Below are 16,671 nucleotides of genomic sequence, written 5' to 3'. Positions count from 1 at the left end.
ATGATCTGAAAAAAGGTTATCCTGCCCGGGCAGCTGGTCGGAACCGGCCGGGCGGCAATCGGCGCGCATGCAAAAGGGGCGGCCACCGAAGTGGCCACCCCTTGCATGGATCGACTAGGAGCCGACGCGGAAGCGTGCGAACGCGGTTCCCTTGACGCCGGCCTCTTCGAGGACCTGCGCCACGGACTTCTTGGCGTCCTTCGCGAATGCCTGGTCAACCAGGACCTCACCCTTGTAGAAGCCCGTCACACGGCCTTCGACGATCTTGGTGAGTGCGGCTTCGGGCTTGCCCTCGGCCTTTGCGGTCTCTTCGGCGATGCGGCGCTCGGACTCGACCAGTTCGGCCGGAACGTCCTCGCGGGTCAGGTAGTTCGGGGCCATCGCTGCAATGTGGACAGCGACGTCGTGGGCTGCGGTGGCAGCGGCTTCGCCTTCACCGTCAACAGCGAACAGCACGCCGACCTGGGCCGGGAGGTCCTTGGAGGTCTTGTGCAGGTAGGCGTCAACCGTTGCGCCTTCGAGGCGGGCAATGCGGCGGACAACAACCTTCTCACCCAGGACTGCGCCTTCTTCGACGACGACCTCGGACAGCGGCTTGCCGTCAACTTCGGTGGCCAGCAGGGTCTCGAGGTCGGCTGCGCCGGACTCGACGGCCACGGCCAGGACCTTGTCAGCCAGCTGGATGAACTTGTCAGCCTTGGCGACGAAGTCGGTCTCGCAGTTGACTTCGATCATGACGCCAACGCCGTTGCTGACCTTGGCGGCGACGAGGCCTTCAGCGGTGGAGCGGCCTTCACGCTTCGTGGCGCCCTTGAGGCCCTTGATGCGGATGATTTCGATGGCCTTCTCGGCGTCACCGTTGGCTTCGTCAAGAGCCTTCTTGACATCCATCATGCCGGCGCCGGTGCGCTCGCGCAGGGCCTTGATGTCCGCGGCAGTGTAGTTCGCCATGTGAACCCCTCTGTCTAGAAATTTGATGTGGTGTACGGACTGACAGGACAGCAGCCCGCCTGGCGGGCCGCCATCCTGTCAGCGGCTCCGGCGCCGCGGGCGGCGCCGGAGAATCCGGATTTACTTGTTGTTACTTGGCGTCTTCGGCCGGAGCTTCGGCAGCAGCCGGAGCTTCTTCTGCCGGAGCGGCGGGAGCAGCAGCGGCTTCTTCGGCCTTGTTACCTTCGAGGAGCTCGCGCTCCCACTCGGCCAGCGGCTCTTCCGGAGCTTCGGTAGCGCCCGTGCCGCGGTTGTTGCGGGCGATCAGGCCCTCTGCAACGGCGTCGGCAACAACGCGGGTCAGGAGGTTCACGGAGCGGATGGCGTCGTCGTTGCCCGGGATCGGGAAGTCGACTTCGTCAGGATCGCAGTTGGTGTCCAGGATGGCCACAACCGGGATGTTCAGCTTCTTGGCCTCGTCAACGGCGAGGTGTTCCTTCTTGGTGTCCACGACCCAGAGCAGGGACGGAGCCTTGGTCAGGTTGCGGATACCGCCGAGGTTGGCTTCCAGCTTGGTGAGCTCGCGCTTGAGGAGCAGCAGCTCCTTCTTGGTGTAGGCGGAACCGGCGACGTCATCGAAGTCGATCTCTTCGAGTTCCTTCATGCGCTGGATACGCTTGGCGACGGTCTGGAAGTTGGTGAGCATACCGCCGAGCCAGCGCTGGTTCACGTAGGGCTGGCCAACGCGGGTTGCCTGCTCGGCAATTGCTTCCTGGGCCTGTTTCTTGGTGCCGACGAAGAGCACGGTGCCACCGTGGGCAACAGTGGCCTTGACGAACTCGTAGGCGCGGTCGATGTAGGACAGCGACTGCTGCAGGTCGATGATGTAGATGCCGTTGCGCTCGGTGAAGATGAAGCGCTTCATCTTCGGGTTCCAACGGCGGGTCTGGTGTCCAAAGTGGACGCCGCTGTCAAGCAGCTGGCGCATGGTTACGACGGGCATGCCGACGCTCCTTCCGGCAGGTCATTCATGAGAGAGCCCCGAGGCTTCTTACCCTGCCAATAGTTGACGGTTGGTTTAGCGTGGCCCGGACGGGCCGTGCTCCTGGCATCCACCGCGCTTCCCATCCGTGCCGCAAGGCCCGGACCGCAGGAGGCGCAGTCCTTCACAGCTGAAGTTTGGGGCTTCTGTTGTGAAGGGCTGGATACGCGTAGTCAGCCACCGCTCCCCCACACTCCTGAATGAGATGTGCTGACGCTGCCCGGACAGGGAAAAATTCCGCTGGAATAATCCACCGGAACGGGAAGCGTTGAGGGCGCAGCAAACTGCTCCCCCAAGTGTACTACAGCCGCCCGCTCCGGGGGGACGGCTCACGCGGCCTGGACTCCCCCGCAAGGCACGGGGCTGCCGGCTTTTCCACATAGAGCGGCACACCCCTGCCGCACCGGCGGGCGGCCGCCACATGCTGGGCAGATGAAGACCATGGCGATCCTTGCCGCGCTGCTCCTGCCCCTGCCGGTTTCCGTCGCCCCGGGCCCTGTGTCCGGCCCGCTGGCGGCGGGCCCCACCTGGCAGTGGCCGCTGCAGCCCCGCCCGCCTGTCCTACGGGGCTTCGACCCGCCGCCGCAGCCATGGCTGAGCGGCCACCGGGGCGTTGATCTTGGAGCAGTGGACGACGGCGCACAGGTCATCTCGCCTGCCGACGGTACGGTCAGTTTCGTGGGGACCGTGGTTGACCGCCCCGTCCTGACCATCGACCACGGCAATGGACTCCGGAGCAGCTTCGAGCCGGTGGAGAGCACGCTCAGCAAGGGGACGCACGTGGAGGCGGGCCAGTCGGTGGGCATCCTTGGAACCGGGCACTGCGCCGCTCCCTGCGTCCATTGGGGCGTGCGCGAGGACGGGGACTACGTCAACCCGCTGAAATTCGTCATGGACCTGCGCCCGTCCGTCCTGCTGCCGCTCGGGACCGGCTAGACGATGGCCGAGATCCCGGTGACGCTGCGGCCCGCCACCAGGGTGTTGATTTCATGGGTCCCCTCGTAGGAGTAGATGGCTTCGGCGTCAGCGAAGATCTTGGCCATGCCAAAGTCGGTAACAATGCCGTTACCCCCGAGCAGGCTCCGGCCCAGGGCTGCGCTCTCGCGCATCCGGGCAGTGGTGAATGCCTTGGCCAGGGCGGACTGCTCATCCCTGGCCTGGCCGTCAGCCTCCAGCTGCGAGAGCCGCACCATCATGCCCATGGAGCTGACCGCGTTTCCCAGAATCTGGACCAGCTGCCCCTGGACCAGCTGGTAGGAGGCCAGCGGCTTGCCGAACTGGTGACGCTCCACGGCATACCGGCGGGCGACGTCGAACGTGGCAAGCTGCAGGCCGACAGCCTGCCAGGCTACGGCAAGCCGGGTTACCTTGAGCACCCTGTTGACGTCCTTGAAACTGTTGGCATGGGCCAGCTTGAAGAAGTCCGGGACCACCACGTCTTCCAGCGTGATGTCGGCGTTCTGGACGGTGCGGAGCGAGATCTTGTTTTCGATTTTCGCGGCCCGGAACCCCGGCAGGGAAGTGTCCACCAGGAAGCCCTTGACCTGGTTGTCGGCCACATCGCGCGCGAACACGACGACCCAGTCTGCGAACGTCGCGTTTCCGATCCAGCGCTTGGCGCCGTTGAGGATCCAGGTGTCCCCGTCGCGCCGGGCCGTGGTGCGCGTGCCGCCGGCAACGTCGCTGCCGCCCAGCGGTTCCGTCAGTCCGAAGGCACCGGTTTTCCGCAGGGAGTAGATGTCCGGCAGCCAGGCTTCCTGCTGTTCCGTGGAGGCCAGCGCTTCGATGGAACCCGTGAAGAGGCCGTCGTGGACACCGAGGAAGGTGGCGATGGAGGCATCGGCTCGGGTTACTTCGGCGTGCAGCAGGCCCGCGAAGAGCGTGGAGTGGCCCTGCCGGCGCACCGGGCTCACCAGGTCGACCTGGGCCAGCTTGGGAATGAGGTCCATCGGGAATTCGGCCCGGTTCCAGAAATCCGTGGCGATCGGCTTCACTTCGCGGTCCAGGAACGTGCGGACCTCCGCGAGGCGGTCCCGCTCCTTGTCCGTCAGGAGCTGCTCGAAGGCGTAAAAGTCACCGTCAGCGTAAGGCAGGGCCGGAGCCTCGCCGGGGGTTGCGGCAGGAGTGGACACAGCGGACATGGCTACCTCGCAAGGGTCTGGTGGGCATCTAAGTTACTGGTGAGTAACATACCGCATCCGCGCGCATTAACAAAGGAAGCCGCGGCCAACGTTTGATCGTTGGCCGCGGCTTCCTGTACCTGTAGGGCTACTCGGACTTGAACCGAGGACCTTAGGATTATGAGTCCCGCGCTCTAACCAGCTGAGCTATAGCCCCCTGCCCCCCGCAGTGCGTGTCCGGGTAAGGGACACCTGTCCGGGAGGGCAAAAACACTCTAGCAAATGCTGGAATGCGCTCAGACCACCTTGTCCTCGAACCCGGCGCCCCGGTACAGGTCCTCAAACGTTTGGAGGGTGCCCTGGATGCTGTGCGGTTCCACCATTTTGCGGCTGGCCCGGCCCATGGCGGCGCGCTGGTCCACCGGGAGCTGGAGGATCCGAGTGATCTTCCCTGCAAGGTCGTCGCTGTCGTTCGGTGTGAAGAGGTAGCCATTTTCGCCGTCACGGACCAGGTGCGGCAGCGCCATGGCATCCGCCAGGACCACCGGTGTCGAAGCGGACATGGCTTCCAGGGTGACCAGGGACTGAAGCTCGGCCGTTCCGGGCATGCAGAACAGGTCCGCGCGGATGTAGGCGGCGCGGAGGTCCTCGTCGCTGGCCAGCCCAAGGAACCGGACCCTGCCGCCGAGCCCCAGCCGGGCTACCTGTTCCTCGAGGGCAGGCCGCACCTCCCCGCCGCCCACGATCTCAAGGTGCACGTCGAGTTCCGCCGGTGTCTTGGCGATGGCGTCGATCAGCACGTCCACGTGCTTTTCCTCTGCCAGCCTGCCCGCGAACATCACGGTGGGGCTCGGATGCGGCTCAATCACCTCACCGGCCCGGAGTTCGTACGCAGCGGAATCGATACCGTTGGACAGCGGCAGGACCTTCCGCAGGAACGCGTGGTCGTGCATAGCCTTGGCGGCCAGCGGCGTGGGCGTGGTGACCACGTCCGCCTGCCCCATGACCTTGCCCATGTCCTTCCAGGAAATGCGCCCGATGATGTCCTTGAACCACTGCGGGAACGGCAGGAACGGGTTCAGGTTTTCGGGCATGAAGTGGTTGGTGGCCACTACCCGCACGCCGCGCTTCACGGCTTCGTACAGGACGTGCTCGCCGATCATGTAGTGGCTCTGGATGTGTACGACATCCGGCTTGATCCGGTCGAAGAGCAGGCTGATTTCCTTCTTGATCTCCCAGGGAAAGCAGATCCTGAAGTACTCGTGGGTGGGGACGCCGTGCGATCTGAGCCGGTGAACCGCAGCTTCGGACCGGAACTCGGTAAAGCTTGCGCCGTTATCGGCCCGGCACGCCAGCACATGGACGTCATGTCCGCGGCCGGTCATCCCCTTGGCCAGCCGATACCCGAACTGGGCGGCCCCGTTGATATGGGGCGGATACGTGTCCGCGGCGATCAGGATGGTCAGGGGACGCTGGTCGGCTGGCGTGGTCACGGGGAAAACTCCTGATGGTCACGGTGCGGACAGCATGGACTGACAGCACGGTTGGCCGCGGCATGATGGCGCCCGGCTGCGTGGATTGCACTGCTAATGGGACGCCCTGCCCGCGGTCTTCCGCGCGTCCTTCTTCCGTTTGGTGACCTCGGGATGGTGCCTGGAGAGGGCGACGACCCCAACGATAGCAAGGGATGCAGCCGTTCCCATGGCAATGGCCATGACGGCGTGGACGTCCGGGCGCAGCTCGCCGAGGATGGCGATACCGATCGCGATCCCCACAATGGGGTCAACCACGGTCAGTCCGGCGATTACCAGGTCCGGCGGGCCGGTCGCGTACGCGCTCTGCACGAACCAGGAGCCCAGGGCTCCCGCGGCGATGATGGCCACCACCGAATACCACTGCACGTTCAGCAGGAACAGGCCGTTCGGGTCCAGCAGGTGCTTGCCGATGATCCGGGTGAGGACCGCGACGAAGCCGAACAGCACGCCGGCGCCCAGGATGTAGACGAAGGCATTCATCCGGTGCCGGAACATGACCGCCAGGGAGCCGAAGACCCCCACCGCCAGGGCAAGCAGCAGGTCGATGGTGAGTTCATCACTAAGGCTGACGTGGTGGTTCTCCTGTGTCACCGTCACGGCCAGCAGGACAAAGAGCGCCGACCCCGTCACGCAGGCGGCGATCGCGACGACGGTGGCGCGGTTGATGCTGATGTCCTGGTCCCGGGCATTCACGATGGTGGTGATGACCAGAGCAATCGCGCCGATGGGCTGTACCACGGTGAGCGGGGCGGAGACCAGTGCCACGGCATTCATGGCCATGCCGGCGCCGAGCAGCAGCAGGCCAAACACCCAGCGCGGGTTTCGCAGCAGCCGCAGGAATCCGTTCGAGCTCAGCGCAAGTCCGCCGGTGTCTGCCTTGACCGCACTTCCCTGGCGCTGCGCCCCCAGCGCCAGGCAGAACGCCCCAAGCACCGCGAGCAGAACGGCGAACCACACCATCAGGAGGCCCCGCCGTCGTCCGTTGGCTGCAGTCCGCCCTTGCGCAGCATGGCCCAGAAATAGTTGTAGGCCGCAACCCAGTGGCCCACGAGGCCCAGCCCCAGGACCACCCACGCGGCCACGTACGCGGGCCCGGACACCGGGGTGTCCAGCCGTGAAAGCACCAGCAGCGGCATGCCGAGCAGGAGGAGCCCCGTGCGGACCTTGCCCACGACGCTGACCGGCAGGTCGGGGTGGCCGTGGAAGAGCGAGAGCGAAAGCACCAGGAGCACGGCGTCAGGGATCACCAGTGCAGCGAGGTAAAGCCAATGGACGACGCCGGCAATCACCAGGGTGATGGCCACCGCGATCATGGCAAGCCGGTCGGCGATGGGGTCCAGCACCCGTCCCAGCTTCGACGCCTGGTCGAAGCGCCGTGCAATGTAGCCGTCTATCCAGTCAGTGGAGGCCATGATGGCCAGGACGATGACGCCGGCGGCATATTGCTGCCTGCCCAGGACCAGCCAAATAAACAGCGGCACACCCATGAAGCGGACGACCGTCAGCAGGTTGGGAATGGTGAACACGGAGTCGTGGTCTATCTGGGGGCGGCCGGGCCGGGAACCGGCTCCAATGAATTTCACCCCGGGTCCCTTTCCTTCCTGCCAGTCGTGGCGGCGGCCTGGCCGCCTGCGTTCTTGTGCGGCCCGGAGGCCTGCGTCAGTAGGTGCGGATAAGCTTCCGAAGGAGCACCACCAGGATGGCTCCGGCAGCCGCCATGGCGGCCAGCGGTTTCCAGCGTGCGGCCAGGCCGCCGCCCGCGGCCCCGGCGCTCTGGCCTCCTGCCATGGAGGCCTTCTTCCGGGTAGCTGCAGCCTGGGCAGCCTCCAGCTTCTCCCTGGCGGCTGCGGCAAGGTACCGGGACTGTTTCTTCACGTCCAGTTCGGCACCCAAGTCGTCGCGGACCTCGGTGAGGTGGTGGCGGCGCTGGTCAAGGCGGCGGGCAAGTTCGGGTCCGGATGCCTGCGGGAACTCGCGGTCATGCTCGGCGGCTTTGGCGGCCTTAGCGGCCTTTTCCTTGGCGGCCGCTTCGTCCTTGGCTGCCTTCGCGGCCTTGGCTTCGGGGCTCTTGGGATCCAGGACGGCGGGGTTGTACGCGGAGCCTTCCCTGGCCACGCCGAGGTCATGCTTCAGCCCCCGGATGGCTTCTTCAGGAAGCAGGGGCATGGCCTTCTTGAACTTTCCGAGGCCCACCAGCGCACCGATGAGCGCAATGAGCAGGAACGCAGCGGAGACGATCAGCGCGGCAAGCCAGGCGGGCATCAGCGTTGCAAGTCCCATAATGGCTGCGACAATGAGGCCGACGGTCAGGAAGCACAGGAAGACGAGTGCGACGGCGAAGAACGCGGCCGCCACGCCCACCTGGATACCCTTGCGCTTGACTTCCGCCTTGGCAAAGGCGATCTCGTCGTTCAGCTGGCGTGGCGCCAGCCAGAAGAGGAGTTTGGCGGTGCGGGGCAGCGCGGTGATGCGCACCCCCCTGCCGGCCTGGCCGCTATGACGTCCGCTCATCGGTTCCGCCTGTCTGGTTATGGGTCGATTCGGCTTCCGTATTCCGCGGGAGGGTGTCCGTGCACCGTCCCCGATCCCAAAACTATCATTCAGGCCCGCGGCGTCCTTCCGGGCGGTCCGGGCGGCGTGGCCCCCGGCTCGGCTGATCCGACGGGTCCCGGGCCTAGGATTGGTATCCGTGACCACTCCCTCCAATCCGGGCGACCAGCTCAGCCGGCGCCGGAAGCTCCTGTACATCCTGCTCCTGGGCGCATTGACGGCATTGGGGCCATTCACCATCGACCTCTACCTCCCGGCTTTCCCCGCCCTCGAAGCGAGCCTGGGCGTGACCGAAGCCCAGGTCCAGCTGACCCTCGCCGGAACCACCTTGGGCTTCGCGTTCGGGCAGCTGGTGGTGGGTCCGTTCAGCGACAAGTTTGGCCGCCGGACCCCGCTGATCCTCGCCACGGCCCTGCATATCGCAACGTCGCTGGGTGCGGCCCTGGCCACGGACATCACCACACTGGGGATCTTCCGCGTGCTGATGGGCGTGGGCGCAGCAGGCGGCGGCGTGGTGGCCATGGCGATGGTCCGCGACCTTTTTTCCGGGTACGCGATGGTGCGGATGTTCTCCCGCATGGCCCTGGTGAACGGGTTGGCCCCCATCCTTGCACCGGTGATCGGCTCCCAGCTGCTCCTGGTGATGGAATGGCCGGGAATCTTCGTGTTCCTGGCCTCGTATGGCGCGGTGGTCATCGTCGCTACGCTCTTCCTGGTCCGCGAGACGCTTCCGCCGGAGCGGCGCGGCCAGTCCGGGATGACGGCAAAACAGCGTTACCAGGCTCTCTTCAGCGACCGGATCTTCGTGGGCCTGCTCATGGTGGGCGGACTGAACTTCGGCGGCCTCTTCACGTACCTGTCCGCGTCGCCGTTCCTCTTCCAGGATGTCTTCGGCTTCTCCGCACAGCAGTACGGGTACCTCTTCGGCATCAACTCGCTGGGCATCGTGGCCGGTGTGCAGACCAGTGCACGGCTGATCAAGCGGGTGCCGCCGCAGTGGATCATCGCCGGCGCCACCGCCTGGATGTTCGTCAACGCCTGCCTGATCGTGGCCTTCGACCAGCTGGACATGGGCCTGTGGGGCGTCATGGTGCCGTTGTGGCTCTACATCTTCGGGACCGGGTTCCTGTTCCCCTGTGTCCAGGTGCTGGCCCTGGCGGGCCACCCGGGACAGGCCGGCACTGCGGCGTCGCTGCTGGGCGCTGCCACATTCACCACCGCGGGCCTCATCTCGCCGATAGTCGGCTGGCTGGGCATCGACAGCGCCACCCCCATGGGGGGCGTGCAGGCCGCCTGCATTCTGCTGGCCATGGCGGCACTGTGGCTCGTGGTCCGGCCCCGCACCGTTCCCTCGATCCACTAGGCACCCCGCCTCAGGAAGGACTATGCCCATGAGCCGCGAAAAAGATACTGCCGGGAACCCCCGAAACCGCCGCAGGCCGCACCGCAACCGGAGGGGACTGTTCCTCGGCGCGGTGCTGGGCGCCGTCGCCGGCTATTTTGCGGGGCGCGCATCCGGCAACCCGGCCCTGGGTATGGCGCTGGGAATGGTGGCAGGGTCAGCGCTGCTCTACCGGGTTAACCCCGGCCCGTGGAACCGACCCTGACACGGGCCGCAGCGGCATCGGCAGCCGGGAAGCACCTGCCCCTGACGGGAGTGCCGCGATAAAATAGGGCTGTGCCCCACCGGCAGGACCAGCCCCGGATTCCAGCCACATGGCAGCGGTGCGACGCCCGCATCCTCCCCCTGTGGTGGGACCGGCTCTGCGCCAGTGCCGGTCCGCAGTCTGCGGCGCTCTACGCCGCAGGGCTCTTTGCCGAAGACCGGCGCCGGCCCATCGCCCAATGGTTCAATCCTGCCTTTGACGCCGCGCTGCTGGTGGCGCCGGAAACGTCGCCCGAATGGCCCGTGCAGCGCTTCGGCATCTTCTACGCCCCGCCCGGCGGCGGGGTGGTGCACGTGCACTCGGCGCCCCATGAATGGAACCCCCGCCAGCCCCGCATCTCCCCCACCGGGCATGAGGCGTTCACGGCCGCCATCGCCGAGGCCGAAAGGTTCCTCCAGGTGGAAATGGATTTTGTCTGAGGAACGCAAAATCCCCGCCACTCCGCAGGGAGGGACGGGGATCTTCCGGGATTGCTCCTCCTGCTGGACTTGAACCAGCAACCCTTCGATTAACAGTCGAATGCTCTGCCAATTGAGCTAAGGAGGAATGAAGCAGGTATGACATTAGCAAAGGTTCCGGGAGAAAACGAAATCGGCTCCGGCAGTGCCCGCACCGGGCTCCGGACCGCGGATTTCCGGTTGTCGCCAGAGACAAAAAATCCCCGCTCCGGAGACCGGAACGGGGATTGGAAGCTCCTCCTGCTGGACTTGAACCAGCAACCCTTCGATTAACAGTCGAATGCTCTGCCAATTGAGCTAAGGAGGAATGAAGCGGGTACCAGCCTAGCAAACACCGGGCCCGGAAAGAAAATCGGGGCCGCCGTTGTGCCCAAGGCCACAGCCGGCCGCTATGCCTCCGACCGCAGCGAACGGCGTTCCATCTCCAGCATCATCAGCTCACGGTTGAGCCGCTGGTAGGTGTCGGGGTCCGCCACCGGGTCCAGCCGCTGCAACTGACCCATCTTGTCCGCCTTGACCCGGGTGATTTGCAGTTCGAAAAGCCGTGCCAGGATGTCCCTGCAGTACTTCTGCACGGCCTCTTCGGTGCTGGCAGGCAGCGGGACCACGGAGAGCTCGGACACCAGCGGGCGCAGCGGCTCCGGCACCTCCTCCATCACATGCTCCACCCAGCGGACAGGGTCCCCCGTCAGCCCTGGTCCGGTGGCCCGCATGGCGTCATGCACCGCCTGGAACGCAGGCGTGGCGAACCGCGCCGCCTCGAACCGCTCCCACGGAGGCCCGGCCAGCAGCGCCGGCTGCTGCAACGCAACCTCCAGCGCCTGGCGTTCCATGGAGGCCACGGGGTCGCGTGGGTCCGGACGGTGGAAGGAGGGAACAGCGCCCGACGACGGCCCGGCAGCCACGCCGGGTGCACCGGCCGCCGCGGTGGCCGGGGAAGGCGCGCCCGGTGCGCCGGGACGGCCGGTGTCTCCGCGCTTCACCGCCGCGGTGACCAGGCGCAGCACCTCATTGGGGTCCGGCATGCCCAGCCAGCCGGTGAGCGCCTGGCAGTAGCCGGTGCGGGTGGAGGCGTCGCGGATGGCGGCCACCACCGGCACCGAGGCTTTCAGCCCCTGTACGCGCCCTTCCACGGTGTCCAGGTTGAACTGCTTGAGCGTGGTGCGGATCGCGAACTCGAAGAGCGGCCGGCGGGACTGCACCAGGGCGTGGACAGCTTCGTCGCCTTTGCTCTGGCGGAGGTCGCAGGGATCGGCGCCGCTGGGCTCCACGGCCACGTAGGTCTGCGCGGTGAACCGCTGGTCTTCCTCGAATGCGCGGAGGGCCGCTTTTTGTCCGGCGGCGTCGCCGTCGAAGGTGAACACCACCTCTCCCCCGGTGCCGTCGTCCGACAAAAGCCGCCGGGCGATCTTGATGTGTTCGGTGCCGAACGCGGTGCCGCAGGTGGCCACCGCCGTCGTAATTCCCGCCAGGTGGCACGCCATGACGTCCGTGTATCCCTCAACGACCACCAACTGCCGCTCCTTGGCGATGCTGCGCTTGGCGAGGTCGATGCCGTACAGCACCTGCGACTTCTTGTAGAGGGTGGTCTCCGGGGTGTTGAGGTATTTGGGGCCCTGGTCATCCTCGTAGAGCTTGCGGGCACCGAAACCAATGGTGTCCCCCGCAATGTCCTTGATGGGCCAGATGAGGCGGCCCCGGAACCGGTCGTAGATCCCCCTGTTGCCTTCGGAAAACATTCCGGTCAGCTTCAGTTCGGCGTCCGTGAAGCCGCGGCCGCGCAGGTGCTTGAGCAGGGCATCCCAGCCCTGGGGGGCGTAGCCGCAGCCAAAGTGCTCCGCGGCGGCACGGTCGAAGCCGCGGCCGAACAGGAAGTTCCTTGCCTCGGCGGCACCCGGAGTGAGCAGCTGGGCGCGGAAGAACTCGTCCGCGATCTTGTGGGCGTCCAGCAGCCGCTGCCGCCGGCCCACTTCCTCGCGGCTGGGGCCGCTGCCGCCATCCTCGTACCGCAGCTCGTAGCCGATCCGGGCGGCGAGCTTTTCCACCGCTTCCTGAAACGAAGTGTGGTCCTGCTTCTGGACGAAAGAGATGACGTCCCCGTCCTCGCCGCAGCCGAAGCAGTGGTAGCGGCCCACCTGGGGGCGCACGGTAAACGAGGGCGAACGCTCGTCATGGAAGGGGCACAGGCCCTTGTAGGTGCCCAGCCCGGCGCCTTTGAGCGTGACGTAGCCGTCAACGACTTCCTTGATGTCCGTGCGCTGCCGTACTTCGTCGATGTCTTCGCGTTTGATCAGGCCGGCCACAAAGCCATCCTAATGCGGACGCCCGACATGAACGGGCGGGGCATGATCCTGCTCACCACAGGGACGGCAGGCTCCCCACCAGGCGTTCGTACATGGCCAGTGCGGAGCCGTCCGTCAGGGAAGCCACCTGGTCGATGACTACGCGCAGGCGCGCGCCGTCGTCCCCAGCTGCCCGCCAGTCCGCGGCGAACATGGGTTCCAGGTGCCGATCCCCGGTTGCGCTCAGGGCCGTGACCAGTGCATGCAGGACCTCGCGCTGGCGTTCGTAGATGGGCTGCCGGTGGTCCGTGGTCATCACGAAGGTGGTGGCCAGGCCCTTCATCACGGCGATCTCCATGACGGTCTCGTCTGGGACCATGAGCTCGGCGTTGTAGCGGGTCAGCCGGCCGGGGCCGTAGACGGCCCGGGTAGTCTCCAGCGCGCTTTGGCAGAACCGGCCGATCAGCTGGCTGGTCATGTTCTTCAAGGCTGCCATGGACTTGCGGCTGCCGTCCGCCTCCCGGACCCAAACGTCCGTGGCCTCCAGCCGGGCCAGGGCAGCGTCGATCGCGGCGGGGTCGTTGTGCGGCAGGTACCACTGTTTGGCGTAGCCCACCACGCGGGCCCGGTGGTCCGGGTTGTCCATCCAGCGCAGCTGGAAGTGGCCGGCCACGATGGCGTCCTCCACGTCGTGGACGGAGTAGGAGATGTCATCGGCCAGGTCCATGACCTGTGCTTCCATGCACGACCGGCGCTCGGGAGCGCCCTGCCGGATCCAGTTGAAGATGGGCAGGTCGTCCTCGTAGGCGCCGAACTTGCTGGTCCGCTGGCCGTGGATGACCGGGGCGTCCAGCGCGGACCAGGGGTACTTGGCCGCAGCGTCCAGGCTGGCGCGGGTGAGGTTCAGGCCTGCCGGGGCGCCCTCCGCGGTGAGCACCTTGGGTTCGAGCCGGGTGAGCAGGCGGAGGGTCTGGGCGTTGCCTTCAAACCCGCCGATGGAGTGTGCAACCTCGTTCAGCGCGGATTCGCCGTTGTGGCCGAAGGGCGGGTGGCCGAGGTCGTGGCTCAGGCAGGCGGTGTCCACCACGTCCGGGTCGCAGCCCAGTGTGCGGCCGAGCTCGCGGCCCACCTGTGCGACCTCCAGGCTGTGGGTGAGGCGGGTGCGGACAAAGTCGTCCGTGTCCGGGGCCACCACCTGGGTCTTGGCGCCGAGCCGGCGCAGCGCCGAAGAATGCAGGACACGTGCCCGGTCCCGCTCGAAGTCCGACCGGTACGTGCTCTTGGCGGGCTCTTCCACCCAGCGGGCGGAATCATGGCTGCCGTACCCCGACAACAGGGGTACCGAGCGCGGCTCCGACACGGATGTTTCAGCCACCGGACACGTCCAGTTCCGCCGCGGCGATGTCCCGCGACTGGTCCTCGTTCAGGGACCGGGAATCCAGCCAGTCCTTGGGCAGGGCGGGCTTTTTCGGGGAACCGGCGCGGCCGCGGGGGCCCTCGGAGTCGATGCCGGGATAGGGCACCTCCGGGTCCAGCTCATCGAGCAGCGAGCGCAGGACCTCGAGCGTGGGCACCGTGGCGAGTTTGGCGCGCAGGTCTCCGCCCACGGGGTAGCCCTTGAAGTACCAGGCCATGTGCTTGCGGATCTCGCGGAGGGCTTTGTACTCGTCGCCGCCGAAGGTTTCGATCATGAGCTGTGCGTGGCGGTAGACGCCGTCGGCCACCTGCCCCAGGTTGGGCCGGTGCCGGTGGTCGCTGCCTTCGAACGCGGCCTGCAGGTCGCCGAAGAGCCAGGGCCTGCCCTGGCAGCCGCGGCCTACCACAACGCCGTCGACGCCGGTTTCGCGGACCATCCGGACGGCGTCCTCGGCGGACCAGATGTCGCCGTTGCCCAGTACCGGGATGTCCGGGAGTTCCTCGCGGAGGCGGGCGATCGCGGACCAGTCAGCCTGGCCGGAGTAGAACTGCGACGCGGTCCGGCCGTGGAGCGCGACGGCGGCAACGCCGGAGTCGCGCGCGATGCGGCCGGCGTCGAGGTACGTAAGGTGGTCGTCGTCGATACCCTTGCGCATCTTGATGGTGAGCGGGATGTTGCCCTTGCCCGCCTCCTTGACGGCGGTCTGCACGATGGCGGTGAAGAGGTCGATCTTCCACGGCAGGGCCGAGCCGCCGCCGCGGCGGGTCACCTTGGGTACGGGGCAGCCGAAGTTCAGGTCGATGTGGTCTGCGCGGTCCTCTTCCACGAGCATCCGGACCGCTGCGCCAACTGTTGTGGGATCCACGCCGTAGAGCTGTACCGAACGGACTTTCTCGTCCCCGTCATGGGAGATGATCCGCAGCGACTCGGGGGTGCGCTCCACCAGTGCGCGGGAGGTCACCATCTCGGCGACGTACATGCCGCCGCCGTATTCGCGGCACAGGCGGCGGAAGGCCGAGTTGGTGATGCCGGCCATGGGGGCCAGGATCACCGGGGTGTCCACGGTCAGGGGACCCAGCTTCAGGGGCGGGAGTTCCAGCCTGGGGGCGGGAGGAGTTGCTGCAACAGTCACCTGTCCATTGTTGCAAAGCGGGGCAAATCGTGGCGGCAGGGTGTCGCGGCGGCAGCTCCCGTCAGCTGTGCCGGGCCCGCCGTCCGCGCCGGGTTTCCGGCAGCTCCGTGTCTTCGGCCGCCCCTCCTTCGCGCTCCGTCAAGGCCGCCGCTGCGAGCGCTCCGGTGTCCTCGACGTCGTCCGCTGTGTGGTGCGGGCCGGGCCCGGCGACTGCGGGAACAGCTCCCCCCGTACCGGTGGCCTTGACCACCAGCACGGCGATCAGCGTGGTGACCGGGATGGCCAGCACCAGGCCGATGGACCCCACCAGCGTGCGGATGACTTCCTCCGACAGTTCGGCGCTGGTGAGCGTTTCCACCAGCGGCCGGTCGTAGAGCATCACGATGATCAGGATGGGCAGTGCGGCACCGGCGTAGGCGAACGCGATGGTGTACACGGTGGAGGCAATGTGGTCACGGCCGATCCGCATGGCGGAGGTAAAGAGCTTGCGCGCACTGCTGGACGGGGCGAGCTCGTAAAGTTCCCACACCGCGGAGGATTGTGTGATGGTGACGTCGTTGAGGACGCCCAGGCCCGAGATGATCAGCCCGCACAGGATCACGCCGGAGATGGAGATGTTGGCGGAGGTGTTGATCAACGTGGTGGCCTCGTGGTTGCCCACTCCGGCCAGGTTGGCGCTGCCCGTGGCCCATGCGGCCAGGAGCGCGGTGATGCCCAGTCCGAAAATGGTGCCTAGGAGGGCAGTGGACGTCCGGGCCGAGAACCCGTGGGCAAAGTAGAGGACCCCGATCATGATCACCGTTGAACCCACCAGTGCCAGCAGCAGCGGCGGCTTGCCTTCCACCAGGCCCGGCAGCATGAAGCCGGCCAGCACGAAGTAGGCTCCCACCAGTCCGATCAGCGCGCGCAGGCCGCGCCATCGGGCCACAGCGATGACCACCGCGGCATAGAGCAGCGCCAGCAGGAGGATGGGCAGCGTGCGGACAAAGTCCACAAAGATATAGGCCGGCGATCCCGACGCCGAGACGCCCTCGGCGCCCGAAAGATTCAGGTAGCGGATCTGGTCGCCGGGGTCCACCCCGTGGGACTTGGCGATGTCCGGGTTGATGACCACCTTGACTGCGCTTCCACCCCTGTCCGGCTCCGTGTAGGCGAACGTGCACTCCGAGCCGGCGGGCTCGGTGCCCTGCGGGCTTCCTTCCTGTCCGGCCTGGCTGGGGTCCTGGAGGCCGGCTCCCTGCATGCACGGTTCGGTAACCACGCGCTGGATGGCGCCGGTGTCGAAAGTGACGCCGGCGGCCGTGGAATAAGGGTTGGCCAGCGAGATGCCTTCCTTGCTGCCGGAAGGCCACAGCATGGCCATGGCCGCGAGTGTCAGCAGCGTCAGCGGAACCAGGATTGCCGCCAGGATGCGGTTGGCCTTCCGGCGGGCAGCCATCGCCTGGGGCGTCGGCTCCGAATGGTCAGTAGCAGCGTGGGAGTGTCCGGCGCCCATCAGCAGTGAAACCTCATACCTTGAACTCTACGGCCGGCACCTT

The 16,671-nt window shown here is 66.6% G+C and carries 15 protein-coding genes and 3 tRNA genes; 4 read left to right on the top strand and 14 right to left on the bottom strand.

What is annotated here, in order from left to right:
• Positions 1-114 precede the first annotated feature (114 nt).
• Both tsf and rpsB read right to left on the bottom strand, forming a co-directional pair.
• Positions 115-951 (bottom strand): translation elongation factor Ts, encoded by an 837-nt coding sequence (gene tsf, locus ACFWIX_RS07310; protein ID WP_377215445.1) that lies wholly within the window; start codon positions 949-951, stop codon positions 115-117.
• Between the two features lie 130 nt (positions 952-1,081).
• Complete coding sequence (gene rpsB, locus ACFWIX_RS07305) at positions 1,082-1,933, bottom strand: 30S ribosomal protein S2 (RefSeq protein WP_377215444.1); 852 nt, start codon at positions 1,931-1,933, stop codon at positions 1,082-1,084.
• Positions 1,934-2,404: 471 nt separating this feature from the next.
• Here rpsB and ACFWIX_RS07300 point away from each other — a divergent pair, with 471 nt between their 5' ends.
• Complete coding sequence (locus ACFWIX_RS07300; protein WP_377215443.1) at positions 2,405-2,908, top strand: M23 family metallopeptidase; 504 nt, start codon at positions 2,405-2,407, stop codon at positions 2,906-2,908.
• Here the strand turns inward: ACFWIX_RS07300 and ACFWIX_RS07295 are convergent.
• The 6 genes from ACFWIX_RS07295 to ACFWIX_RS07270 all read right to left on the bottom strand — a co-directional run bounded on the left by ACFWIX_RS07295 (position 2,905) and on the right by ACFWIX_RS07270 (position 8,138).
• Positions 2,905-4,113: an acyl-CoA dehydrogenase family protein gene (locus ACFWIX_RS07295; RefSeq protein WP_377215442.1), complete on the bottom strand. Its 1,209-nt coding sequence runs from the start codon at positions 4,111-4,113 to the stop codon at positions 2,905-2,907. The two genes, ACFWIX_RS07300 and ACFWIX_RS07295, sit on opposite strands and share 4 nt — an antisense overlap.
• A gap of 122 nt (positions 4,114-4,235) precedes the next feature.
• A tRNA-Ile gene (locus ACFWIX_RS07290) sits at positions 4,236-4,309 on the bottom strand.
• 79 nt (positions 4,310-4,388) lie between these two features.
• A complete protein-coding gene (locus ACFWIX_RS07285) occupies positions 4,389-5,585 on the bottom strand; it encodes a glycosyltransferase (RefSeq protein WP_377215441.1) in 1,197 nt (398 codons plus the stop codon).
• Between the two features lie 93 nt (positions 5,586-5,678).
• Positions 5,679-6,587, bottom strand: coding sequence for a DMT family transporter (locus tag ACFWIX_RS07280; protein WP_377215440.1), 909 nt, complete (start codon positions 6,585-6,587; stop codon positions 5,679-5,681).
• On the bottom strand, positions 6,587-7,210 hold the full coding sequence (locus tag ACFWIX_RS07275; protein ID WP_377215439.1) for a CDP-alcohol phosphatidyltransferase family protein: 624 nt from the start codon (positions 7,208-7,210) through the stop codon (positions 6,587-6,589). Before ACFWIX_RS07275 ends, ACFWIX_RS07280 begins: the two co-directional genes overlap by 1 nt.
• Positions 7,211-7,286: 76 nt before the next feature.
• The gene (locus ACFWIX_RS07270) at positions 7,287-8,138 is read right to left on the bottom strand and encodes a phage holin family protein (protein WP_377215438.1); all 852 of its coding nucleotides are present in this window, start codon (positions 8,136-8,138) and stop codon (positions 7,287-7,289) included.
• 178 nt (positions 8,139-8,316) lie between these two features.
• Here ACFWIX_RS07270 and ACFWIX_RS07265 point away from each other — a divergent pair, with 178 nt between their 5' ends.
• The 3 genes from ACFWIX_RS07265 (at position 8,317) to ACFWIX_RS07255 (ending at position 10,263) form a co-directional block, all read left to right on the top strand.
• Positions 8,317-9,540: a multidrug effflux MFS transporter gene (locus ACFWIX_RS07265; RefSeq protein ID WP_377215437.1), complete on the top strand. Its 1,224-nt coding sequence runs from the start codon at positions 8,317-8,319 to the stop codon at positions 9,538-9,540.
• Between the two features lie 28 nt (positions 9,541-9,568).
• Positions 9,569-9,784, top strand: coding sequence for a hypothetical protein (locus ACFWIX_RS07260; RefSeq protein WP_377215436.1), 216 nt, complete (start codon positions 9,569-9,571; stop codon positions 9,782-9,784).
• A 71-nt stretch (positions 9,785-9,855) separates the two neighbouring features.
• Positions 9,856-10,263, top strand: coding sequence for a hypothetical protein (locus tag ACFWIX_RS07255; protein WP_377215435.1), 408 nt, complete (start codon positions 9,856-9,858; stop codon positions 10,261-10,263).
• 54 nt (positions 10,264-10,317) lie between these two features.
• Here ACFWIX_RS07255 and ACFWIX_RS07250 read toward each other — a convergent pair.
• The 6 genes from ACFWIX_RS07250 to ACFWIX_RS07225 all read right to left on the bottom strand — a co-directional run bounded on the left by ACFWIX_RS07250 (position 10,318) and on the right by ACFWIX_RS07225 (position 16,571).
• A tRNA-Asn gene (locus tag ACFWIX_RS07250) sits at positions 10,318-10,390 on the bottom strand.
• A 146-nt stretch (positions 10,391-10,536) separates the two neighbouring features.
• Positions 10,537-10,609 (bottom strand) — tRNA-Asn (locus ACFWIX_RS07245).
• Between the two features lie 82 nt (positions 10,610-10,691).
• Positions 10,692-12,605 carry a DNA primase gene (dnaG, locus tag ACFWIX_RS07240; protein ID WP_377215434.1) on the bottom strand — a complete coding sequence of 638 codons (1,914 nt, stop codon included), beginning with the start codon at positions 12,603-12,605 and terminating at the stop codon, positions 10,692-10,694.
• A 52-nt stretch (positions 12,606-12,657) separates the two neighbouring features.
• Positions 12,658-13,959 (bottom strand): deoxyguanosinetriphosphate triphosphohydrolase, encoded by a 1,302-nt coding sequence (locus ACFWIX_RS07235; RefSeq protein ID WP_377215433.1) that lies wholly within the window; start codon positions 13,957-13,959, stop codon positions 12,658-12,660.
• A complete protein-coding gene (gene dusB, locus ACFWIX_RS07230; protein ID WP_377215432.1) occupies positions 13,952-15,133 on the bottom strand; it encodes a tRNA dihydrouridine synthase DusB in 1,182 nt (393 codons plus the stop codon). Before dusB ends, ACFWIX_RS07235 begins: the two co-directional genes overlap by 8 nt.
• Positions 15,134-15,194: 61 nt before the next feature.
• A complete protein-coding gene (locus tag ACFWIX_RS07225; protein ID WP_377215516.1) occupies positions 15,195-16,571 on the bottom strand; it encodes a YibE/F family protein in 1,377 nt (458 codons plus the stop codon).
• Positions 16,572-16,671 lie beyond the last annotated feature (100 nt).

This window comes from Pseudarthrobacter sp. NPDC058362 (genome assembly GCF_042723515.1).
Taxonomy (GTDB): Bacteria; Actinomycetota; Actinomycetes; order Actinomycetales; family Micrococcaceae; genus Arthrobacter.
The sequence above is the reverse complement of the archived record's forward strand: the minus strand, read 5'-3'. Positions and strand labels throughout refer to the sequence as shown.

What these genes read in the sequence shown, in the direction of transcription:
- ACFWIX_RS07225 (WP_377215516.1), bottom strand. Translation starts at nt 16,571, where the DNA reads ATGGCTGCCCGCCGGAAGGCCAACCGCATCCTGGCGGCAATCCTGGTT.
- ACFWIX_RS07260 (WP_377215436.1), top strand. Translation starts at nt 9,569, where the DNA reads ATGAGCCGCGAAAAAGATACTGCCGGGAACCCCCGAAACCGCCGCAGG.
- tsf (WP_377215445.1), bottom strand. Translation starts at nt 951, where the DNA reads ATGGCGAACTACACTGCCGCGGACATCAAGGCCCTGCGCGAGCGCACC.
- ACFWIX_RS07300 (WP_377215443.1), top strand. Translation starts at nt 2,405, where the DNA reads ATGAAGACCATGGCGATCCTTGCCGCGCTGCTCCTGCCCCTGCCGGTT.
- ACFWIX_RS07295 (WP_377215442.1), bottom strand. Translation starts at nt 4,113, where the DNA reads ATGTCCGCTGTGTCCACTCCTGCCGCAACCCCCGGCGAGGCTCCGGCC.
- ACFWIX_RS07270 (WP_377215438.1), bottom strand. Translation starts at nt 8,138, where the DNA reads ATGAGCGGACGTCATAGCGGCCAGGCCGGCAGGGGGGTGCGCATCACC.
- ACFWIX_RS07280 (WP_377215440.1), bottom strand. Translation starts at nt 6,587, where the DNA reads ATGGTGTGGTTCGCCGTTCTGCTCGCGGTGCTTGGGGCGTTCTGCCTG.
- rpsB (WP_377215444.1), bottom strand. Translation starts at nt 1,933, where the DNA reads ATGCCCGTCGTAACCATGCGCCAGCTGCTTGACAGCGGCGTCCACTTT.